This window comes from Neobacillus niacini, assembly GCF_030817695.1.
Lineage (GTDB): Bacteria > Bacillota > Bacilli > Bacillales > Cytobacillaceae > Neobacillus > Neobacillus niacini_F.
On sequence record NZ_JAUSZQ010000007.1, the window covers coordinates 257,292 to 273,605 of the forward strand.

The window sequence follows — 16,314 nt, forward strand, 5'->3', positions numbered from 1 at the left end:
AGGGAGAAGGAAAAATATTATTGGCCGTTTTTGCTTCCGTTTGTAGTGTTACTTTTGGGATCGGGGAGTGTATTGGCTATTTATCACTACGAAACTCAACAAAACGAGAAGGCAGCCAGTTATGTCAAAAACGCTCAAACCTATGCTCGGCTGCTAATCAATTTAGTTCTGAAACCATTCTAGTTTATAAACAAAAACAGGTGAGTTTAAAATTGATTATAGGGATTATGACAATAGGTATAACACCAGGAGAGGCCGTAAAAATTACGGCTGCTGGGGAAGATGAAAGGGATGTCATAGAAAAGATAAAAACAGTCATTGATCTAGAAGGAATAGGAGTTGAATCTCAGGCAGGTTAAAATAGTGAACTGTTAGGCCCTTTTATTACTGCTTTTTGGTGGACTTCTAGAAGATACAGGAATTAAAGAAAACGGTTGCAGTTGCAGCTGTTTTCTTGCTATCTATGAAATCTTTCCATAGCTTTTTGCTATATTTGTGAATTTTCATTAATTTATGGTTATGAAAATAATAAAGGTATTAAAAACATGGAATCACTATCAAAAATAGACTAAATTTAAGGTATAATAAGAAAAAAGTTTTTTTGGAACATTCAGAATAATGGAGTTAAGCAAAAGAAACAGGAAGGAGGAAAATCAATGAGAAATGAGATTGTTGAATATATGGTACAAGTAACTAGTAAGTTTTCATTTAAAAAAGGGATGCGCCTTGAATCGTATTAAACAGAGGCAGTAGCAGGTCATTTTGGGCTAGATCGTTCAAGAGCAAGTAGGTTATTAAATGAACTGGTTAAAGAAGACACCATCATAAAAATTAATACTCGGCCCGTTTGTTTTTTACATAGAGCCACGTTAGAAAAAAATTATGGAAGTTTGCAGAATACTATATATGATAGTTTAGAATCGGTAGAAAACGAACTGATTTCCGACCACAAAAAAAAGAGATTTTTAAACAGTTAATTGGGTATGAGAAAAGTTTGAAAGAATGCATTGAACAAGTTAAAACATCTACTACCCAGATAATGGTTTGCCTTTATTACTCCTGGGACCCACTGGAGTAGGAAAAACTTATTTAGCAAAACTTATATATGATTATTCACGAGCTAAAAAAATCATTGCTGATCATGCTCCTTATTTTGTATTTAATTGTGCTCAATACGCAAATAATCCTGAATTATTATCAAGTTTTTTATTTGGTCATTCCAAGGGAGCTTTTACAGGTGCGTTAAAGGATCAGGTTGGTCTGATGTAAACGATAAACTAGAATCAACAGTTTTCCACAAATAAGGATAAACAGATTTCAACAAATAAGAGTCAACAGTTTACCTTGAATAACCCACTTTCTTTATACTTAAAGCAGTTTATGGAAAGTGAGGAATTAACAGGAGTGGAAAGGCTAATGATTTATAACGAGGTTCATAGGCTTCGCGGTGAGGGATTTTCAAATAGCGCGATAGCTAGGAAATTAAAGATTTCTAGGAATAGAGTGATAGAATACGCAAAGATGTCTCCAGAAGAGTTTTACACGTTTGCCATCTCATTACAAAGCAGAAGTAAAAAGCTAGATCCCTTTCGAGAGGAAATTCTAGGATGGCTACAGGACCATCCTGACCTATCAGGAGCGCAAGTATTGGACTGGTTGGGGGAAAAATTAAACGTCAGTACTGTAACAGAAGGAACTGTGAGGAATTATGTAAATGAGATACGTGAGGCTTATCATATTCCGAAAATAATAACAGAAAGAAATTATAGTACAGTACCTGATCTTCCAATGGGTCAACAGTTACAAGTAGATTTTGGTCAAATTAGAGTTCCTACAACGAATGGGATATTCAAACGGCTCTATTTTATTGGTTTTGTACTGGCACATTCCAGATACAAATATGTAGAATGGCTCGATCGGCCGTTTCGAGCATCAGATCTTATTAGAATGCATGAAAATGCCTTCCGTTTTTATGGGGGCATGTCCATTGAAATCGTCTACGATCAAGATCGTTTATTGGCTGTCAGTGAAAATGCCGGAGACCTAATTATGACAGTAGAATTTACTAAGTATCAACAGACAAGAAAGTTTAAGGTCTACCTATGTAGAAAATCTGATCCAGAATCTAAAGGGAAAATTGAGCAGGTAGTAAAGTATGTAAAAAATAATTTCGCGAAGAACCGTACATTCGATAATCTACTAGATTGGCAGGAATCTTGCTTGAGTTGGTTAAAGAGAACAGGAAATTATAAGGTTCATCATAATACGAAAAAGAGACCTGTCGAGGTGTTCGCCCTGGAAAAGCCACACCTACAACCGGTCTCCGGTACTTACATTTTTGAAGATATCTTCGATTCTAGTATAACAAGAACGATTAACAAAGACAATGTTATCCGGTTTGATGGGAATCGGTACAGCGTACCTCGTGGTACTTACCGAAAAGGAGCTCCCAATATTGCTTATGTCGAGACGGATACTGAGTATCTATACATACGACTGCGGCAAACTGGGCAGCCACTAGCTAAACACAAAATCGCACAAGGAAGTGGTGCTGTTATTTCAGACCCTTCCCATCGGGAACGTGAACAATCTAAACGTGATCTATTAATACAGCAAATCAAAGAAATGATAACCGATAAAGAAGCTGCAAATTGGCTAATTGAAATTCTCTTTAATCAATATCCACGCCATATGATAGATCAACTTAAAGTTGTACAATCTGTCATTCTGAAATATCCAGCTTTCATTGATGAGGCACTTAATGAAATGAGACGTTTACGGTTGACTAGTGCAAATGATCTTCGGGATATTGCCATCTCATTAGAAATGCAGAGCCGAAAGAAACATAAAGAAACTGGAATCCTGAATGAGAAATATAAGACTTTAGTTGCCCCCGAACGAAGAGAAGATATTTATTTAAGTGTCCTTCAGGGAGGATCAAACCGATGAGCCAACCTTACGAATCACTACAGGATAAATGTCGTACCTTACGTCTGGCTGAGACAGCCAAGGAGTTACCTTCTATTCTAAGGGAAGCTGAAGCAAAGGGATGGACATATCATGAATTCATCCATGAGTTTCTTAGTCATGAAATGCGTTGTAGGGAAAGAAAAAACAGTGAAAGACTAATGAAGTGGGCAGAGTTTCCAGAAGCTTTAACATTTGAGAACTTTCGACTTGAGGAACAGACCGCGATTGGGGGAAAAACAACTGAATATATTAAAACAATTATCATGGGTCGATGAGTATTTTACCTTAATTATGATGGGACCAACGGGTGTCGGCAAGACTCATCTATCAACTGCCTTGGGTATTCACGCTATTGAGCGTGGATACCAGGTTTCTTTTATATCAATGGATCGTTTGATTTATGTATTGAAATCAAGAGAGTATATCAGTAAATCTAAAACAAGGTACAACCGTATTATCAAATCTGACCTGATTATAATCGATGATGTCATGTATATGGCGTATGAACCACAGGATGCCCACTTATTCTTCCAGTTTATTTATGAGATGTATGACAAAGCTGCATTTATCCTTACATCTAATAAAGGCCCTGGAGAATGGGGAAAGTTCCTTGGGGATACAACACTTACGACAGCAATATTGGATCGTCTCCTTCATAGGAGTGAAATTTTGACTTTCAGCGAAGAACAGGACAGTATCAGAATGAAATACAGAAAAGTATTATTTGATAATCAAAGTGTTGAATCTTAATTAATGAAAACTGTTTAATCTTATATACTAAAAACTGTTGATTTCTACTTGACGGTTACATCTGATAGAACAATCCAATAATGGAATCTTGTTTTTGGATGAAGTACTTGTATAACAATGTATGGAGATAATTAAGGGTATATATACATGGATGCTTATGTATCAAGGATTAAATATTATCCATTAGATTAATACGTGGATAAAATCAATTTTATATGTCTTTTAATATACAAAAGTAAATATTATATTAGATTATTAATAAGACTCTTATTAAGACCTCTTTTAACAGACCTCTGTTACTACAACAACTTTACTACCACAACATAATAAATAAATTGCTAAAGCTTCTATTATATATATAATCCGTTTTACTTAACCGTACCCTATGAAGTACATCATCGTGGAACACTAAAAGACCACTCCTGTTAACCAGGAAAGTGGCCGCAATTTCCCATCTACTTATATTTTTGTTATTTTACATTTAAACGCAATGAATCGTTCAGCAGCAAGACGGAAGTGATTATTTGATCGTGGAAAGTTCTCTTCAATAGTAATCAACAGCAAAGCTTTCACAAAAATCGTATTCCTTCATTAGAAACTCCTTAAATTCCATCAAAAGAAAAAGCGTTCCTGTTTAAGAAACGCACTTGTTTAGTTTAAGTAATTCCATCACAAAGTTTACCATTAACCACTATTATTTAATTCAATGTTCCAATTTTCATCATAAGGTATCGAGGTGATGAGTCCAACGGAAGTATCTGTTTTCCCAACAAGCAAATAGTAATGACCATCTCTGATCACTAATGAACCAGGTGGTTGTTGCTTCTCTTCTTCCGTTAATTGTAATTCAGGTGCATACTCGATACGAATATCTTTGAACCTGTAGATTTCTTTCCATCTTTCAAAGTTGATATTTTCTCTATTGGATATAGCTTCAATTATTTGTTCAGCGTCCTGTAGTACAACTTCATAATTATACGGGTAGAGCAATCGAATTTTTTCAAGTGACTTTCCTGTGTAATCATTACAGTATAACTCATTGAATGCAATAGTTATTTGGAATGTCCTGTTTTCTAAAACATGATATATGGTCAATGCTGCAATATTCTTGCTACTATCTACTACCTTGTCAAAATTCCAGCCTTTATAAGTATTTTTAATTTTCTTCAATAAAAAAAGGTTTGATATTGAGCAATTAAATCCATCATTATCTAGGTGCTCAATTATATAATCCTTACTATATGCTGCTTTTCGCATTTCTTCCCCGAAATAATAATCAAATGAAATCTGATGTAATGATTTCTTATATTCATTTGAATACGGATATTTGTAATTTTCTTTAGCTTCCTCGGATTCAGGAATTCTAAATCTTGCATTTCTGATTAGGTCATACATTTCAGGAGTGTAGTCTACAAATGCTAGTTTCTTCATCCCAGTAATGTTTATAGATATTTTGTCATTCCATACTTCTAATGCTACTTGTTCCTTTTTATCCATAAATTTTAACCTTTCTTGATTCATGCTTTTTGGTGTTATATGAATTCATCATTTTCATTATTTCCTCCTATGGGAACCAACAACCCTAAAAGGAATTATAACTAATCGAGCAAGCGTTATAACCGAAAATCAACATACTTGTTTAACACAGCTTAAATTAAAAAAACGCCCAGAATAGCCTCTGGAACGTTAATTTGCTTACTTAAATTGGACATTTAATGCAAATATGGTTTCGAAACTCTTTAAGGCTTTTTTTAATTTATAGTGACTATAGATTAATTTTATAGATTCCATGACATAAATTGAGCTCAACGAAATATAAAATTCCTCATTTTTCATTATATTGAGTAGATCAACCCGTTTTTCCCAAAAACTGAAATTACGAATTGCATTCTTCCCATGTGTTTCTATGGAGAGAATAGGATAAAGTAAATCATATTGGACTAATAAATCCAGCTGTGAACACACAGCTTTTAAGTTATTGGTTTTTCCATCTAGGTTGTACCATTTTTGCTCTTTTCTTTGCATGCCGATTTCTTTTAAATAACCATTAATCGTATTCGCTTTAAATTCATCATCGATACCTTTGGTAATTTCTTTTAAAACGGTATCTTTACCCATTTCCAAGAACTCTCGCATCTTAACCCCGTCCATGCTATCTTCCGTTAGTTTTTCCGCTAAACCTATTATTTTGATCCTATTTGAATAATCATATGAACGAGCTCTTCTTGTTGTATCTTTCTGAAATATAAACTTTAAATAGACAAAATTCTCGAATACTGTTCTTAATATTGAATCTAGAGATGAATGATGTTTATTTTCGAGAAGAATGACTATAGATTTTGAATGATTAATTAGATTTTCCAATAGACCTAAAACAACGGCATCCGTATAACCGAATTCAACATTATTTTTGCCATTCTGGAAATAATCCCTGATTACGGTATTAAATACTTTATCTCCTTCTTTAATTAACCTTTTTAAGGTTTTCATATAAATCACTTCCTCATTAAGAACTAAACAAGATCTTTACTTGCATAATATAAATATGCATAGTCTTTCAATTCTTCTGGAATACTCTTTGGTTTTAACCCAAGCTCGGACTTGACATTTATAAAAGACGAAGCAAATCCTAAAGCAGCACTTACTCCAACAGGAAAATTAAAGAGGGTACCCGCTCCTATTGCCCCTGCTGTTTTTAAGATCATTTGCGATACATCGAATTCAATTTTTAAATTCCCTAAAAGATTTTTTATCCTAGATTCACTCATTACTTTATTTATTTCAATTAATTTACGTTGTATCTGTTCAATATTCTTGATCTTAATTCGATCAGGATCCCCAGAATCAATGATTTCCAAGTAAAGATTGTCCATTAAACTTCTAAACTCTAACAATTCATCTTTTCTATGTTCTTTAAATTCTAATATATCCTCTAAAGGAACTTCATTTGATGGGAATGGGTAAACATTGAAATAAGTCGACTTCTAGGTTTCTTGTTAAAACTGCATCTTCTTTTGGTAAAAGCAATTTAACATTTGGTTGGGCTAATGACCAACATCCTTTTTCCGATTCATTATTTAATTGAAATACATCATGTTGGGCCTTTAAAACATTTATTGCGAGCCCAGTAAAAAGGTCATGAAAATATTTATGTTTATCATTTTTATCCGCATCCTTAATTTGGATATTCACCGAAAATTGGATATTCAACGGTCATTTTTGTATACTTTAAAACATTTGCATTTCTCAGATAATTCATTTCTGGGGTTTCATATGTCTTTTTTTCTGTTTCTTCCTTGTCTGGTAAAACAGCTTCTGGATAATCTATTTTATCCCAGTAAAGTAAATACTGCCTAAGTTTTATTGGATCTAATAATGGATTCGTTAACGGCACTCTGGTTTCAGATCTTTCTTCAAAATTTTCTATAACATTAGAAATTACTATTCCTCTCTCCAAAAAAAATCCTCCCCTTTTTGCCATTATTATACATTACATTCTTTAAAAAGCACAATTCAAAAGATTTATTTTACTTTAATGTTAAGAAATTACTATTAAAAATAAGCCTTATGCATTACTTTTTTTGTATAATAAGAAGATGATGTAGTAAGGAGGTCCCCCAACATGGCATACCAACCTGAAGCAGAACTTGAAAAAGATTTACATACACAGCTTGTTAATCAAGGTTACAAAGCAGTAAAAATTGCGGACTATGATGCTTTATTAGCTAACTTCAAGCAGCAACTGAATACTTTTAATGAACCTAAATTGAATGGACAACCATTGACAGATAAAGAGTTTAATCGGATTCTTACATTAATAGAAGGAAAAAGCATTTACGATTCAGCAAAAATCTTACGTGACAAACTATTGATTGAACGTGAAGATGGAACGCAATTATATGTAGAGTTACTCAATACAAAGGAATGGTGTAAAAATCTTTTCCAAGTTACAACACAAACAACGGTGACGGGGAAATACACCAATCGTTATGACGTTACGATTCTAATCAACGGTTTACCACTTGTTCAAATCGAATTGAAACGACGAGGACTAGATTTTAAAGAAGCTTTTAATCAAATCCAACGCTATCGTCGTCATACGTTCCCTGGTCTGTATCATTTCCTACAAATCTTTGTAGTAAGTAATGGCGTTGATACAAAATACTTTTCAAATTCTGATTATGACATTCAATTTGGGTTCACTTTTTTTTGGACAGATGAGAAAAATGAACTCATTATGAACCTACAGGATTTCGCTAGTTCATTCTTAAAACCTTGTCATTTAGCTAAAATGATTAGTCGTTATATGGTTATTAATGATACAGATAAAGTGTTAATGGTGATGCGACCTTACCAGGTATATGCTGTCGAAGCATTGGTAAAGCGTGCAACTGAAACAAATAATAATGGCTTCGTTTGGCATACGACAGGCTCAGGGAAAACGTTAACCTCTTTTAAAGCTGGCCAAATCCTTGCAGATGAAGAAAGCATAAAAAAGGTATTCTTCCTTGTTGACCGACAAGATTTAGATAGCCAAACGATTGCGGAATTTAATAAATTCCAAAAAGGCTCTGTAGACCGCACAGACAAAACGGAAATACTCATTGAACAAGTCAAAAATCCAATGAAACGTTTTATCGTGACAACTATTCAGAAGATGAATAATGCCATTAAAAGCCCAAAATATGCAAAGATTATGGAGCCTTATAAACAAGAACATGTTGTCTTCATCATTGATGAATGTCATCGTAGCCAATTTGGTGATATGCGAAAAGAGATTGATCATCATTTCCAAAACGCTCAATACTTCGGCTTCACAGGAACACCACGTTTTGTAAAAAACAAAAGCCAAGATGGACGTACTACAGCCGACTTATTTGAAAAATGCTTACATCATTACTTAATTAAAGATGCCATTCGTGATGGAAATGTCCTTGGCTTTTCAGTAGAATACATTCGGACCTTCAATGCAAAAATTGATGAAAATGACCAAACAAAAGTAAAAGCTATCAATACAGATGAAGTATGGCATGATGAAAGACGCTTAAACCTTGTTGCCGACCATATTTTAATTAACCATGTAAGACGTTCAAAAAGTAAAGGTTACTGTGCGATGTTTGCTGTGGATTCGATTACAACACTTATCAAGTACTATGATGTATTCAAACAGACGAACCAGAAATTAAAGATTGCTGGTATTTATTCATATGGTCAGAATGAGGAAAGCGATGGCACGGAAGAACATTCTCGGGAAGCATTAGACCGTATGATTGCTGACTATAACAAAATGTACGATACGGATTTCTCGACAGAAACATGGGATCGTTACTTCTCTGATGTATCGAAAAAAGTGAAGAATGCACAAATCGATATTTTATTGGTTGTGAAAATGTTCTTAACAGGCTTTGATAGTAAGCCGCTGAATACGTTATATGTGGATAAAAACATGGTTTATCATGACTTACTCCAAGCATACAGTCGTACAAACCGTGTAGAGAAAGCAACGAAACCATATGGAAATATAGTGTGCTACCGTAACTTGAAAAAGAATACAGATGAAGCCATTAAGCTGTTCTCGCAAACAAATTCGGTGAATGACGTGTTAATGCACAGCTATGAGGAATATTTAGCTGCCTTTTTAACTGCACGTAATCAATTGCTTGAGATTGCAGCGAAACCTGAAGATGTAGATAATTTAGAACGTGAGGAAGATCAAAAGGAATTCATAGTAGCATTCAAGAACATGACGAAGTTCTTACAAAAGCTTCAATCCTTCTCGGACTTTAAATTCGATGAAAGCCAATTACAAATCTCTGAACAGACATATGAAGATTTCAAAAGTAAGTACTTTAAAATCGTTGAACGTGTGAAACGTGAAGTTGAAAAGGAATCTATTTTGCATGACATCGATTTCGAATTAGAGCTGATGCATACAGACCGAATCAATGTTAGTTATATAATCAATCTGATTGCAAATCTAACAATGGATGATAAAATGTCTCGTGATAATGAAATTCGCTTTATCAAACAAGAGTTAGACCATGCTTCTGATCCAAAGTTACGTTTGAAAGTTGAACTAATTAAAAACTTCCTAGATAAAGTAGCTCCAACTCTACAATCAAACGATTCAATCATAGACGCTTATAATCGCTATGAAGCAGAAATGAGTGAAAAAGAGTTAACAGAGTTTGCAAAGCAAGTAGAAATTAAAGATACCGTGTTACGTGAACAAGTCGCAACATATGAATACTCGAACTTAATAGAAAAAAGGGCAATAATGGATGCTTTATCTGGTACATTCCTGAACAAGAATAAAGCAATCAAGGCCATTACGTCATTTATTCGTGAATTTACTGAAAAATACAGTGCTTAATGGTAAATAACTCAAGAAACAGTTGTTAAACCAAATATAAAGCAATAGGAGAAGCAAACATGACAACAAGTGAACTACAACGTCAGCAACAAGCTGAATTGCATAAGAAACTGTGGGCAATGGCAAACGATTTACGTGGTCAGATGGATGCGAGTGAATTCAAAGACTACATTCTAGGATTAATTTTCTACCGTTACTTATCTGAAAAAGTAGAGGACCGTGCAAATACCCTATTAAAAGAAGATAACATTACGTTTGCAGAAGCATGGGAAAATGAAGAATATCGTGAGGACTTAGCATCTTACTTAATCGATGAACTAGGTTATGTAATTGAACCACAATATTTATTCTCTCACTTTCTAGCTGAAATTGAAAAAGGCTCAAATGGTCACTTTGACGTTGAGTTATTGCAAAATGGTGTAAAAGCAATCGAGGCATCTACTCTAGGTACTGATAGTCAAGAAGATTTTCAAAACCTATTCGACGATATGGATTTAACATCTTCACGATTAGGTCGTACTGTGAGTGATCGTTCAAAGTTAATCGCAAAAGTAATTGTAAGTATTGCTGAAATACCATTTGCACAAGACGATGCAGAAATTGATATTTTAGGTGATGCCTACGAATATATGATTTCTCAATTTGCAGCAAATGCTGGAAAAAAAGCAGGCGAATTCTATACGCCTCAACAAGTATCAAAAATCTTAGCAAAAATCGTTACAGCTGGGAAAACAGAAATTCGTGATGTATATGACGGTGCTTGTGGGTCAGGCTCGTTACTATTACGTGTAGGTAAAGAAGCAAAAGTACACAAATATTATGGTCAAGAAAAAGTATCTACGACATATAACTTAGCTCGAATGAACATGTTACTCCATGGCATTCCCTATCAACGCTTTGATATTAAAAATACAGATACACTTGAAGAACCCCAACATTTAAACCAACGCTTTGAAGCAATCGTCGTCAATCCTCCATACAGTGCGAAATGGAGTGCTGACGACAAGTTTAAAGATGATGAACGCTTTAGTGCCTATGCTAAACTAGCACCAAAATCCAAAGCTGATTTTGCATTCATTCAACACTTTATTCATCAGTTAGATGACAACGGTACGATGGCTATTGTATTACCGCATGGTGTATTGTTCCGTGGAGCAGCAGAAGAAACAATTCGTAGATATTTAATTGAAGAAAAAAACTATCTAGATGCAGTCATTGGTTTACCAGCCAATGCCTTCTATGGGACAAGCATTCCTACATGTATTTTAATATTTAAAAAATGTCGTAAGGATGATGACAAAGTTCTTTTTATTGATGCTTCAAATGAATTCGAAAAAGGAAAAAATCAGAACTTATTATCAGATGAACATGTTAAAAAAATTGTTTTTACTTACTTAAGTCGTGAAACAATCGATAAATATTCGTATGCGGCTACATTAAAGGACATCGAGGAAAATGATTATAACTTAAACATTCCTAGATACGTGGATACATTTGAAGAAGAAGAATTAATTGATTTACAAGATGTGGCACAACGTTTAAAAGACATCGATAATGAAATTGCAGAATTAGATCGTGAGTTATACAAGTACTTTAAAGAGTTGGAGGTGTAACCAATGAATGCACCTCTATTAAGATTTAAAAAATTTAAAGATTCCTTTAGGACTTATAAATTAAATGATTTAGTCACTGTAACAGACTGTCAACATAATACAGCTCCTGTATCTTCACAACCAACAGAATATAAGATGATTAGAACGGGGAATGTCAGAAATGGACAACTGATTATCCCTACTATGGACTCCGTTGATGAAGAGACGTATCATAAATGGTCTATCAGAGGGTATCTTGAAGAGGATGATATTATACTAACTCGTGAAGCTCCTATGGGGGAAGTTGCTATCATACCTAAAAATTCAAAAGAAAAATTTTTCTTAGGACAAAGATGCTTACAATTGAAAACTAACTTAAGTCTAGCTAATCCTATATATATCTATCTACTTTTGCAAAGTAAAGCCTTCGAAGAACACATAAGGCCTATTAAATCAAGTGGTTCAACAGTGAGCAACATTAGAATTCCAGCGTTAAAAGATTTTGAATTTAAAGTACCATCTAAAGAAGAGCAACTAAAAAATGCAGATTTTATTAGGAACTTAATAAAGAAAATCCATTTTCAACAACAAAAAATCGACTTGCTGAAAGAACAGAAAAAAGGATATATGCAGAAAATCTTTACCCAAGATTTGAGAATTAAAAATGGGAACAGTAAGGACTATCCTAAATGGGAATTTGTCAAATTAGGTAAACTTACTAAAAAAACAGGTAATAAAAATAAAGAAGGCATCAAATACCCTGTGGCCGCTATTAGTAATAAAAAAGGATTTACATTAGAAGGCGACAGAAATTATTCAAATGCAGACGTTGATATAAGAACTTATAGGTTGGTTCATAAAAATGAATTTGCTTATAATCCATCTCGTATAAATGTCGGATCTTTCGGCTTTCAAAATGTGGCAGATATAGCTATCGTTAGCTCTCTATATGTAATTTTTGAAACCTTACCCTCTTTATCAAACGCATTTTTAAAAGTCTATATGCATTCACCTTATTTTAATCAAGATGTTATAAGAAATACTGAAGGCAGTGTTCGAGAATACTTATTCTATGAGAATTTTTCAAACATTAAAATTCCTTTACCATGTTTAGAAGAACAAGAAAAAATAGCTGAATTTCTATCTAAATTAGAATTGAAAATTCGATTAGAAGAACAAAAATTAGAATTACTTAAACAACAGAGGTCATGGTTTATGCAACAAATGTTCATTTAAACAAGTAAAAATAAACAGCACCTTTCCACAAATAAGGAATGGTGCTGTTACTTTATTCATCAGTCGCTCTTTCCTCAACTTATCCATTCAACAAAAGACGGTATTCTTAGCAAACCTTTTTTTGTGAGGTTCCTATACTTTACCTTTGCTTTTAGCTTGGGATTTAGATAAACGAACTTATCATTTTCCTCCACAATAAGGTCATTGTATTGTTTGTAGAGTTCCTTTTTTCCTAGCGGAGCCATAAACTCCATAAGGCCTGCGTAATCTCCGTTTTCAAAGTTTAGGAGCACACCAAATTCGTCTTTCCTCAACCCAGATATATATACATTTTGATATTTGTAATTGATCACTTTTAACCAGTTGTAACTGCTAGACTATAATTAACAGTTTCCGCCAGATAAGAATGAACACTTTTTTACCAATATTTATTCCAGCTAAGCTATGATACTATTAACAACTTTGTTTGGCTGGAGGATAAGATAGGTGGAAAGATTACTAATGTTTTTAGAAGTGCATCAATTAAAAGAACAAGGATTTAAGGTTGCAGCAATTGCCAAAAAGTTAAAGCTTTCTAGGAATACTGTTTATAAATATTTAGATATGGATTTGGAGGAAGCGTCAGATTGGGTTAATTCTTTAGGTAGTAGAAGGAAGAAGTTAGATCCCTATCGGGCTCGTATTATTAATTGGTTAAAAGAACATCCAGATTTATCATCTGCTCAAATCGAAGATTGGTTAAGAGAAAGAGATCCTACAATTGAAATTGGAGGAAGTACTATTCGAGGATATGTAAGTGAAATAAGAGATATTTATCATATCCCTAAGGGAATTCATATTCGCCATCATGAGTCAGTAGAGGAATTGCCGATGGGACAACAAGTACAAGTGGATTGGGGAGAAATTACTGTAAAGAATTCGTTAAACAAGGAAGTTAAATTATACTTTATTACCTTTGTCCTCGCTCACTCACGGTATAAATACGTGGAATGGTTAGCCCGACCGTTTACTACTAGAGATACAATCCATTGTCACGAGAGAGCGTTCCAATATTTTGGTGGCATGCCTGAGGAAATAGTTTATGATCAAGACCATCTTATTACAGTAAGCGAAAATGCAGGAGATATTATACTAACAGGAGAATTTCAAGCATACAAGCAAGAACGAGGTTTCCGAATTTACTTATGTCGTAAAGCAGATCCAGCAACAAAGGGAAAGGTTGAAAATGTTGTTAAATTTGTAAAAGGAAATTTTGCAAAACATAGGGTATTTTCAAATATTGATACATGGAACGAGAAGTGTCTATCGTGGTTAGAAAGAACGGGTAATTACAATGTACATAACACAATTAAAAAGAGACCGGTAGAAGTGCACGCCCTGGAAAAGCAACACTTAAAGCCAGTCTCATCCCTACTCTCTTTCGAGAGTAACATTGGTTCTAGTATAACAAGAACAGTTCAAAAGGACAATGTAATTAAATATAAATCCAATCGTTATTCAGTTCCCTTAGGTACATACCGTCCAAGAGGTAATAATACAGTTTTTATTGAAATTCAAGAGGAAGAGCTTATTATTAGCGTAGCTCCGCAAGGAGAAATATTAGCCAAACACCGGTTGTGTCATGGTAAAGGTGAATTGATTAAGAATCGTCAGCATACAAGAGATCGTTCAAAAGGTATTCAAGCTTATAAGGAGACAATTATTCGACAGTTTAGTGACCAAGAAAAGGCAGAGTTATTTATTCATGAAGTAGCAGTCCGTTATCCAAGATATGTACGAGATCAGCTTCAAGTCATTCAACAAGCAATTACCCATTACCGTTCTGAGATAGAAGAAGCCTTATCTGTTTGTATAAAAGATCAGTTATGGAGTGCCAACGACCTACGGGATATTGCACAACATATTACTAGATTAAAAGAAACAAAAACTCCTAGTCCTCCGTCAAAACAAAAAGTTAAAAATAATAACCCCGCTATAAAGGCTACAGTAGCAACTAGGGAAATGAATGTCTATTTCAACATTATTGGGGGTGTTTCGTAATGACTACAACGGTACATATTCTTCAAGAGCAACTCCGTCATCTTCGGATGACGGAAACGGCTAATGAGCTGCCGGTATTACTTCGTAATGCAGAAACAATGTCATGGACTTATCAAGAGTTTATGCAGGAAATACTTTTGTTTGAAATGAAAAGACGAGAAGAGAAAAATGTGGAAAAAAGGCTGAAGTTGGCCAAATTCCCTTATCATAAGACATTAGATGAATTTAATATTGAAGAACAAGAATCTCTTAGTAAACGTCAAATAAACCAATTAAGAGAACTCAATTGGCTTGAGCAGCAATACAATATTATTCTATTAGGACCGCCTGGTGCGGGGAAAACTCATATTGGAATTGGCCTAGGAATAGAAGCCATTTCAAAGGGTTATAAAGTCTCCTTTTCAAGTATGGGCGAACTTGTTCATCTATTAAAAACAGAAGAGTATATTCGAAAATCACAGATGCAGTTAAAGAGAATAAAAGAATCAGATTTGGTTATTATTGATGATCTAATGTATTTGGCAATGGATCAACGGGAAGCAAACCTATTCTTTCATCTAATTAACCATTTATATGAACGAAGTTCTATAATCTCGACCTCTAATAAAGGACCAGAAGAATGGGTTGAATTAATGGGAGATCAAGGGATTACAACGGCAATATTGGATCGTTTACTTCACCGAGTAGAGGTTATTCAATTAAATGAAAATGACAGCTATAGATTAAAGCACCGATTTACCATTTTTGAGAAAGAAAGTGTTCAAACTTAATTAGCAAAAAGTGTTCAAAACAACTTGACGGTTACACCAGTCATGAGACCGTTTATTTATTTGATAGGTTGAGCTCGTTCGTTTTTGGACAATACCCTCCAAGTCGTACTGCTTAATTAATTCAAAGTATTGTTCCGCATTTCCCTCAATCCATTTGACCTTGTTTAAGAGTGGAGAGTCCTCCTTGACAACTGTTTCCAAGATTTCTTTGCGGTCCAATAACGGTAAACCCGTAATCTTCTCTCCATTATGATAGATAATGTCAAACACACTGTAAGAAATGTCATGGCCATACTTATTTGACATAAACCTTTCCATAGTTGCCTCGAAGTCAGGCCTTCCCTTGTCATCTGTGACTACAATTTCACCATCGAGGATGATTCCGTTTGGAAGTGGAAGGTGAACCAGCTCTGGGAACTTGCTAGTAATCTCATTATTGTGACGTGTGAAAATCCTCACCTTATCATCAAACTTAGACCAGATGGTCCTGAAACCATCGAGCTTCAATTCTGTTAAAAATTTATCGTCGTCAAAAGGACTCTCTTTCTTATGAAGTAACATAGGAGATATAAACATTTATAAC

15 protein-coding genes and 1 pseudogene are annotated in these 16,314 nt (G+C 34.3%); 9 read left to right on the forward strand and 7 right to left on the reverse strand.

Annotated features, from left to right (window positions below; genetic code table 11):
* The first annotated feature begins 20 nt into the window (after window positions 1-20).
* The 4 genes and pseudogenes from QFZ28_RS29165 (at window position 21) to istB (QFZ28_RS29185) (ending at window position 3,720) form a co-directional block, all read left to right on the forward strand.
* Complete coding sequence (locus tag QFZ28_RS29165; protein WP_307198079.1) at window positions 21-359, forward strand: HPr family phosphocarrier protein; 339 nt, start codon at window positions 21-23, stop codon at window positions 357-359.
* A 685-nt stretch (window positions 360-1,044) separates the two neighbouring features.
* Window positions 1,045-1,269 (forward strand): sigma 54-interacting transcriptional regulator, encoded by a 225-nt coding sequence (locus QFZ28_RS29170; RefSeq protein ID WP_307198080.1) that lies wholly within the window; start codon window positions 1,045-1,047, stop codon window positions 1,267-1,269.
* Window positions 1,270-1,344: 75 nt separating this feature from the next.
* Window positions 1,345-2,949 (forward strand): IS21 family transposase, encoded by a 1,605-nt coding sequence (gene istA / locus QFZ28_RS29175; RefSeq protein WP_307198081.1) that lies wholly within the window; start codon window positions 1,345-1,347, stop codon window positions 2,947-2,949.
* Window positions 2,946-3,720 (forward strand): annotated as a pseudogene (istB, locus tag QFZ28_RS29185) (IS21-like element helper ATPase IstB). Before istA (QFZ28_RS29175) ends, istB (QFZ28_RS29185) begins: the two are co-directional and overlap by 4 nt.
* A gap of 684 nt (window positions 3,721-4,404) precedes the next feature.
* Here istB (QFZ28_RS29185) and QFZ28_RS29190 read toward each other — a convergent pair.
* From QFZ28_RS29190 to QFZ28_RS29210, 5 genes are all read right to left on the reverse strand, one after another.
* Complete coding sequence (locus QFZ28_RS29190) at window positions 4,405-5,217, reverse strand: hypothetical protein (protein WP_307198084.1); 813 nt, start codon at window positions 5,215-5,217, stop codon at window positions 4,405-4,407.
* Window positions 5,218-5,415: 198 nt separating this feature from the next.
* Window positions 5,416-6,210, reverse strand: coding sequence for a DUF5677 domain-containing protein (locus tag QFZ28_RS29195; protein ID WP_307198085.1), 795 nt, complete (start codon window positions 6,208-6,210; stop codon window positions 5,416-5,418).
* 23 nt (window positions 6,211-6,233) lie between these two features.
* Window positions 6,234-6,647: a DUF6236 family protein gene (locus tag QFZ28_RS29200; RefSeq protein ID WP_307198176.1), complete on the reverse strand. Its 414-nt coding sequence runs from the start codon at window positions 6,645-6,647 to the stop codon at window positions 6,234-6,236.
* A gap of 16 nt (window positions 6,648-6,663) precedes the next feature.
* The gene (locus QFZ28_RS29205; protein WP_307198086.1) at window positions 6,664-6,912 is read right to left on the reverse strand and encodes a hypothetical protein; all 249 of its coding nucleotides are present in this window, start codon (window positions 6,910-6,912) and stop codon (window positions 6,664-6,666) included.
* Window positions 6,896-7,177, reverse strand: coding sequence for a hypothetical protein (locus tag QFZ28_RS29210; protein ID WP_307198087.1), 282 nt, complete (start codon window positions 7,175-7,177; stop codon window positions 6,896-6,898). The genes QFZ28_RS29205 and QFZ28_RS29210 overlap by 17 nt, the downstream gene beginning before the upstream one ends.
* A gap of 165 nt (window positions 7,178-7,342) precedes the next feature.
* On the opposite strand from QFZ28_RS29210, the gene QFZ28_RS29215 reads away from it, so the two are divergent.
* The 3 genes from QFZ28_RS29215 to QFZ28_RS29225 are packed head-to-tail and all read left to right on the forward strand — an operon-like array spanning window position 7,343 to window position 12,921.
* Window positions 7,343-10,093, forward strand: a complete 2,751-nt coding sequence (locus QFZ28_RS29215) for a type I restriction endonuclease subunit R (RefSeq protein ID WP_307198088.1) — start codon at window positions 7,343-7,345, stop codon at window positions 10,091-10,093.
* Between the two features lie 59 nt (window positions 10,094-10,152).
* Window positions 10,153-11,706, forward strand: a complete 1,554-nt coding sequence (locus tag QFZ28_RS29220; RefSeq protein WP_307198089.1) for a type I restriction-modification system subunit M — start codon at window positions 10,153-10,155, stop codon at window positions 11,704-11,706.
* Between the two features lie 3 nt (window positions 11,707-11,709).
* Window positions 11,710-12,921 (forward strand): restriction endonuclease subunit S, encoded by a 1,212-nt coding sequence (locus QFZ28_RS29225; RefSeq protein ID WP_307198090.1) that lies wholly within the window; start codon window positions 11,710-11,712, stop codon window positions 12,919-12,921.
* Window positions 12,922-12,995: 74 nt separating this feature from the next.
* On the opposite strand, the gene QFZ28_RS29230 is transcribed toward QFZ28_RS29225, so the two are convergent.
* The gene (locus tag QFZ28_RS29230; RefSeq protein WP_307198091.1) at window positions 12,996-13,274 is read right to left on the reverse strand and encodes a hypothetical protein; all 279 of its coding nucleotides are present in this window, start codon (window positions 13,272-13,274) and stop codon (window positions 12,996-12,998) included.
* 148 nt (window positions 13,275-13,422) lie between these two features.
* Here QFZ28_RS29230 and istA (QFZ28_RS29235) point away from each other — a divergent pair, with 148 nt between their 5' ends.
* Window positions 13,423-14,961, forward strand: coding sequence for an IS21 family transposase (gene istA / locus QFZ28_RS29235; RefSeq protein WP_307198177.1), 1,539 nt, complete (start codon window positions 13,423-13,425; stop codon window positions 14,959-14,961).
* Complete coding sequence (gene istB / locus QFZ28_RS29240) at window positions 14,961-15,731, forward strand: IS21-like element helper ATPase IstB (protein ID WP_307198092.1); 771 nt, start codon at window positions 14,961-14,963, stop codon at window positions 15,729-15,731. Before istA (QFZ28_RS29235) ends, istB (QFZ28_RS29240) begins: the two co-directional genes overlap by 1 nt.
* On the opposite strand, the gene QFZ28_RS29245 is transcribed toward istB (QFZ28_RS29240), so the two are convergent.
* On the reverse strand, window positions 15,732-16,292 hold the full coding sequence (locus QFZ28_RS29245; protein WP_307198093.1) for an ATP-dependent DNA ligase: 561 nt from the start codon (window positions 16,290-16,292) through the stop codon (window positions 15,732-15,734).
* Window positions 16,293-16,314 lie beyond the last annotated feature (22 nt).

Coding starts and splice junctions, on each gene's coding strand:
- QFZ28_RS29190 (WP_307198084.1), bottom strand. CDS start 5,217: ATGGATAAAAAGGAACAAGTAGCATTAGAAGTATGGAATGACAAAATA.
- QFZ28_RS29195 (WP_307198085.1), bottom strand. CDS start 6,210: ATGAAAACCTTAAAAAGGTTAATTAAAGAAGGAGATAAAGTATTTAAT.
- QFZ28_RS29215 (WP_307198088.1), top strand. CDS start 7,343: ATGGCATACCAACCTGAAGCAGAACTTGAAAAAGATTTACATACACAG.
- QFZ28_RS29220 (WP_307198089.1), top strand. CDS start 10,153: ATGACAACAAGTGAACTACAACGTCAGCAACAAGCTGAATTGCATAAG.
- QFZ28_RS29225 (WP_307198090.1), top strand. CDS start 11,710: ATGAATGCACCTCTATTAAGATTTAAAAAATTTAAAGATTCCTTTAGG.
- istA (WP_307198177.1), top strand. CDS start 13,423: ATGTTTTTAGAAGTGCATCAATTAAAAGAACAAGGATTTAAGGTTGCA.
- istB (WP_307198092.1), top strand. CDS start 14,961: ATGACTACAACGGTACATATTCTTCAAGAGCAACTCCGTCATCTTCGG.
- QFZ28_RS29245 (WP_307198093.1), bottom strand. CDS start 16,292: ATGTTACTTCATAAGAAAGAGAGTCCTTTTGACGACGATAAATTTTTA.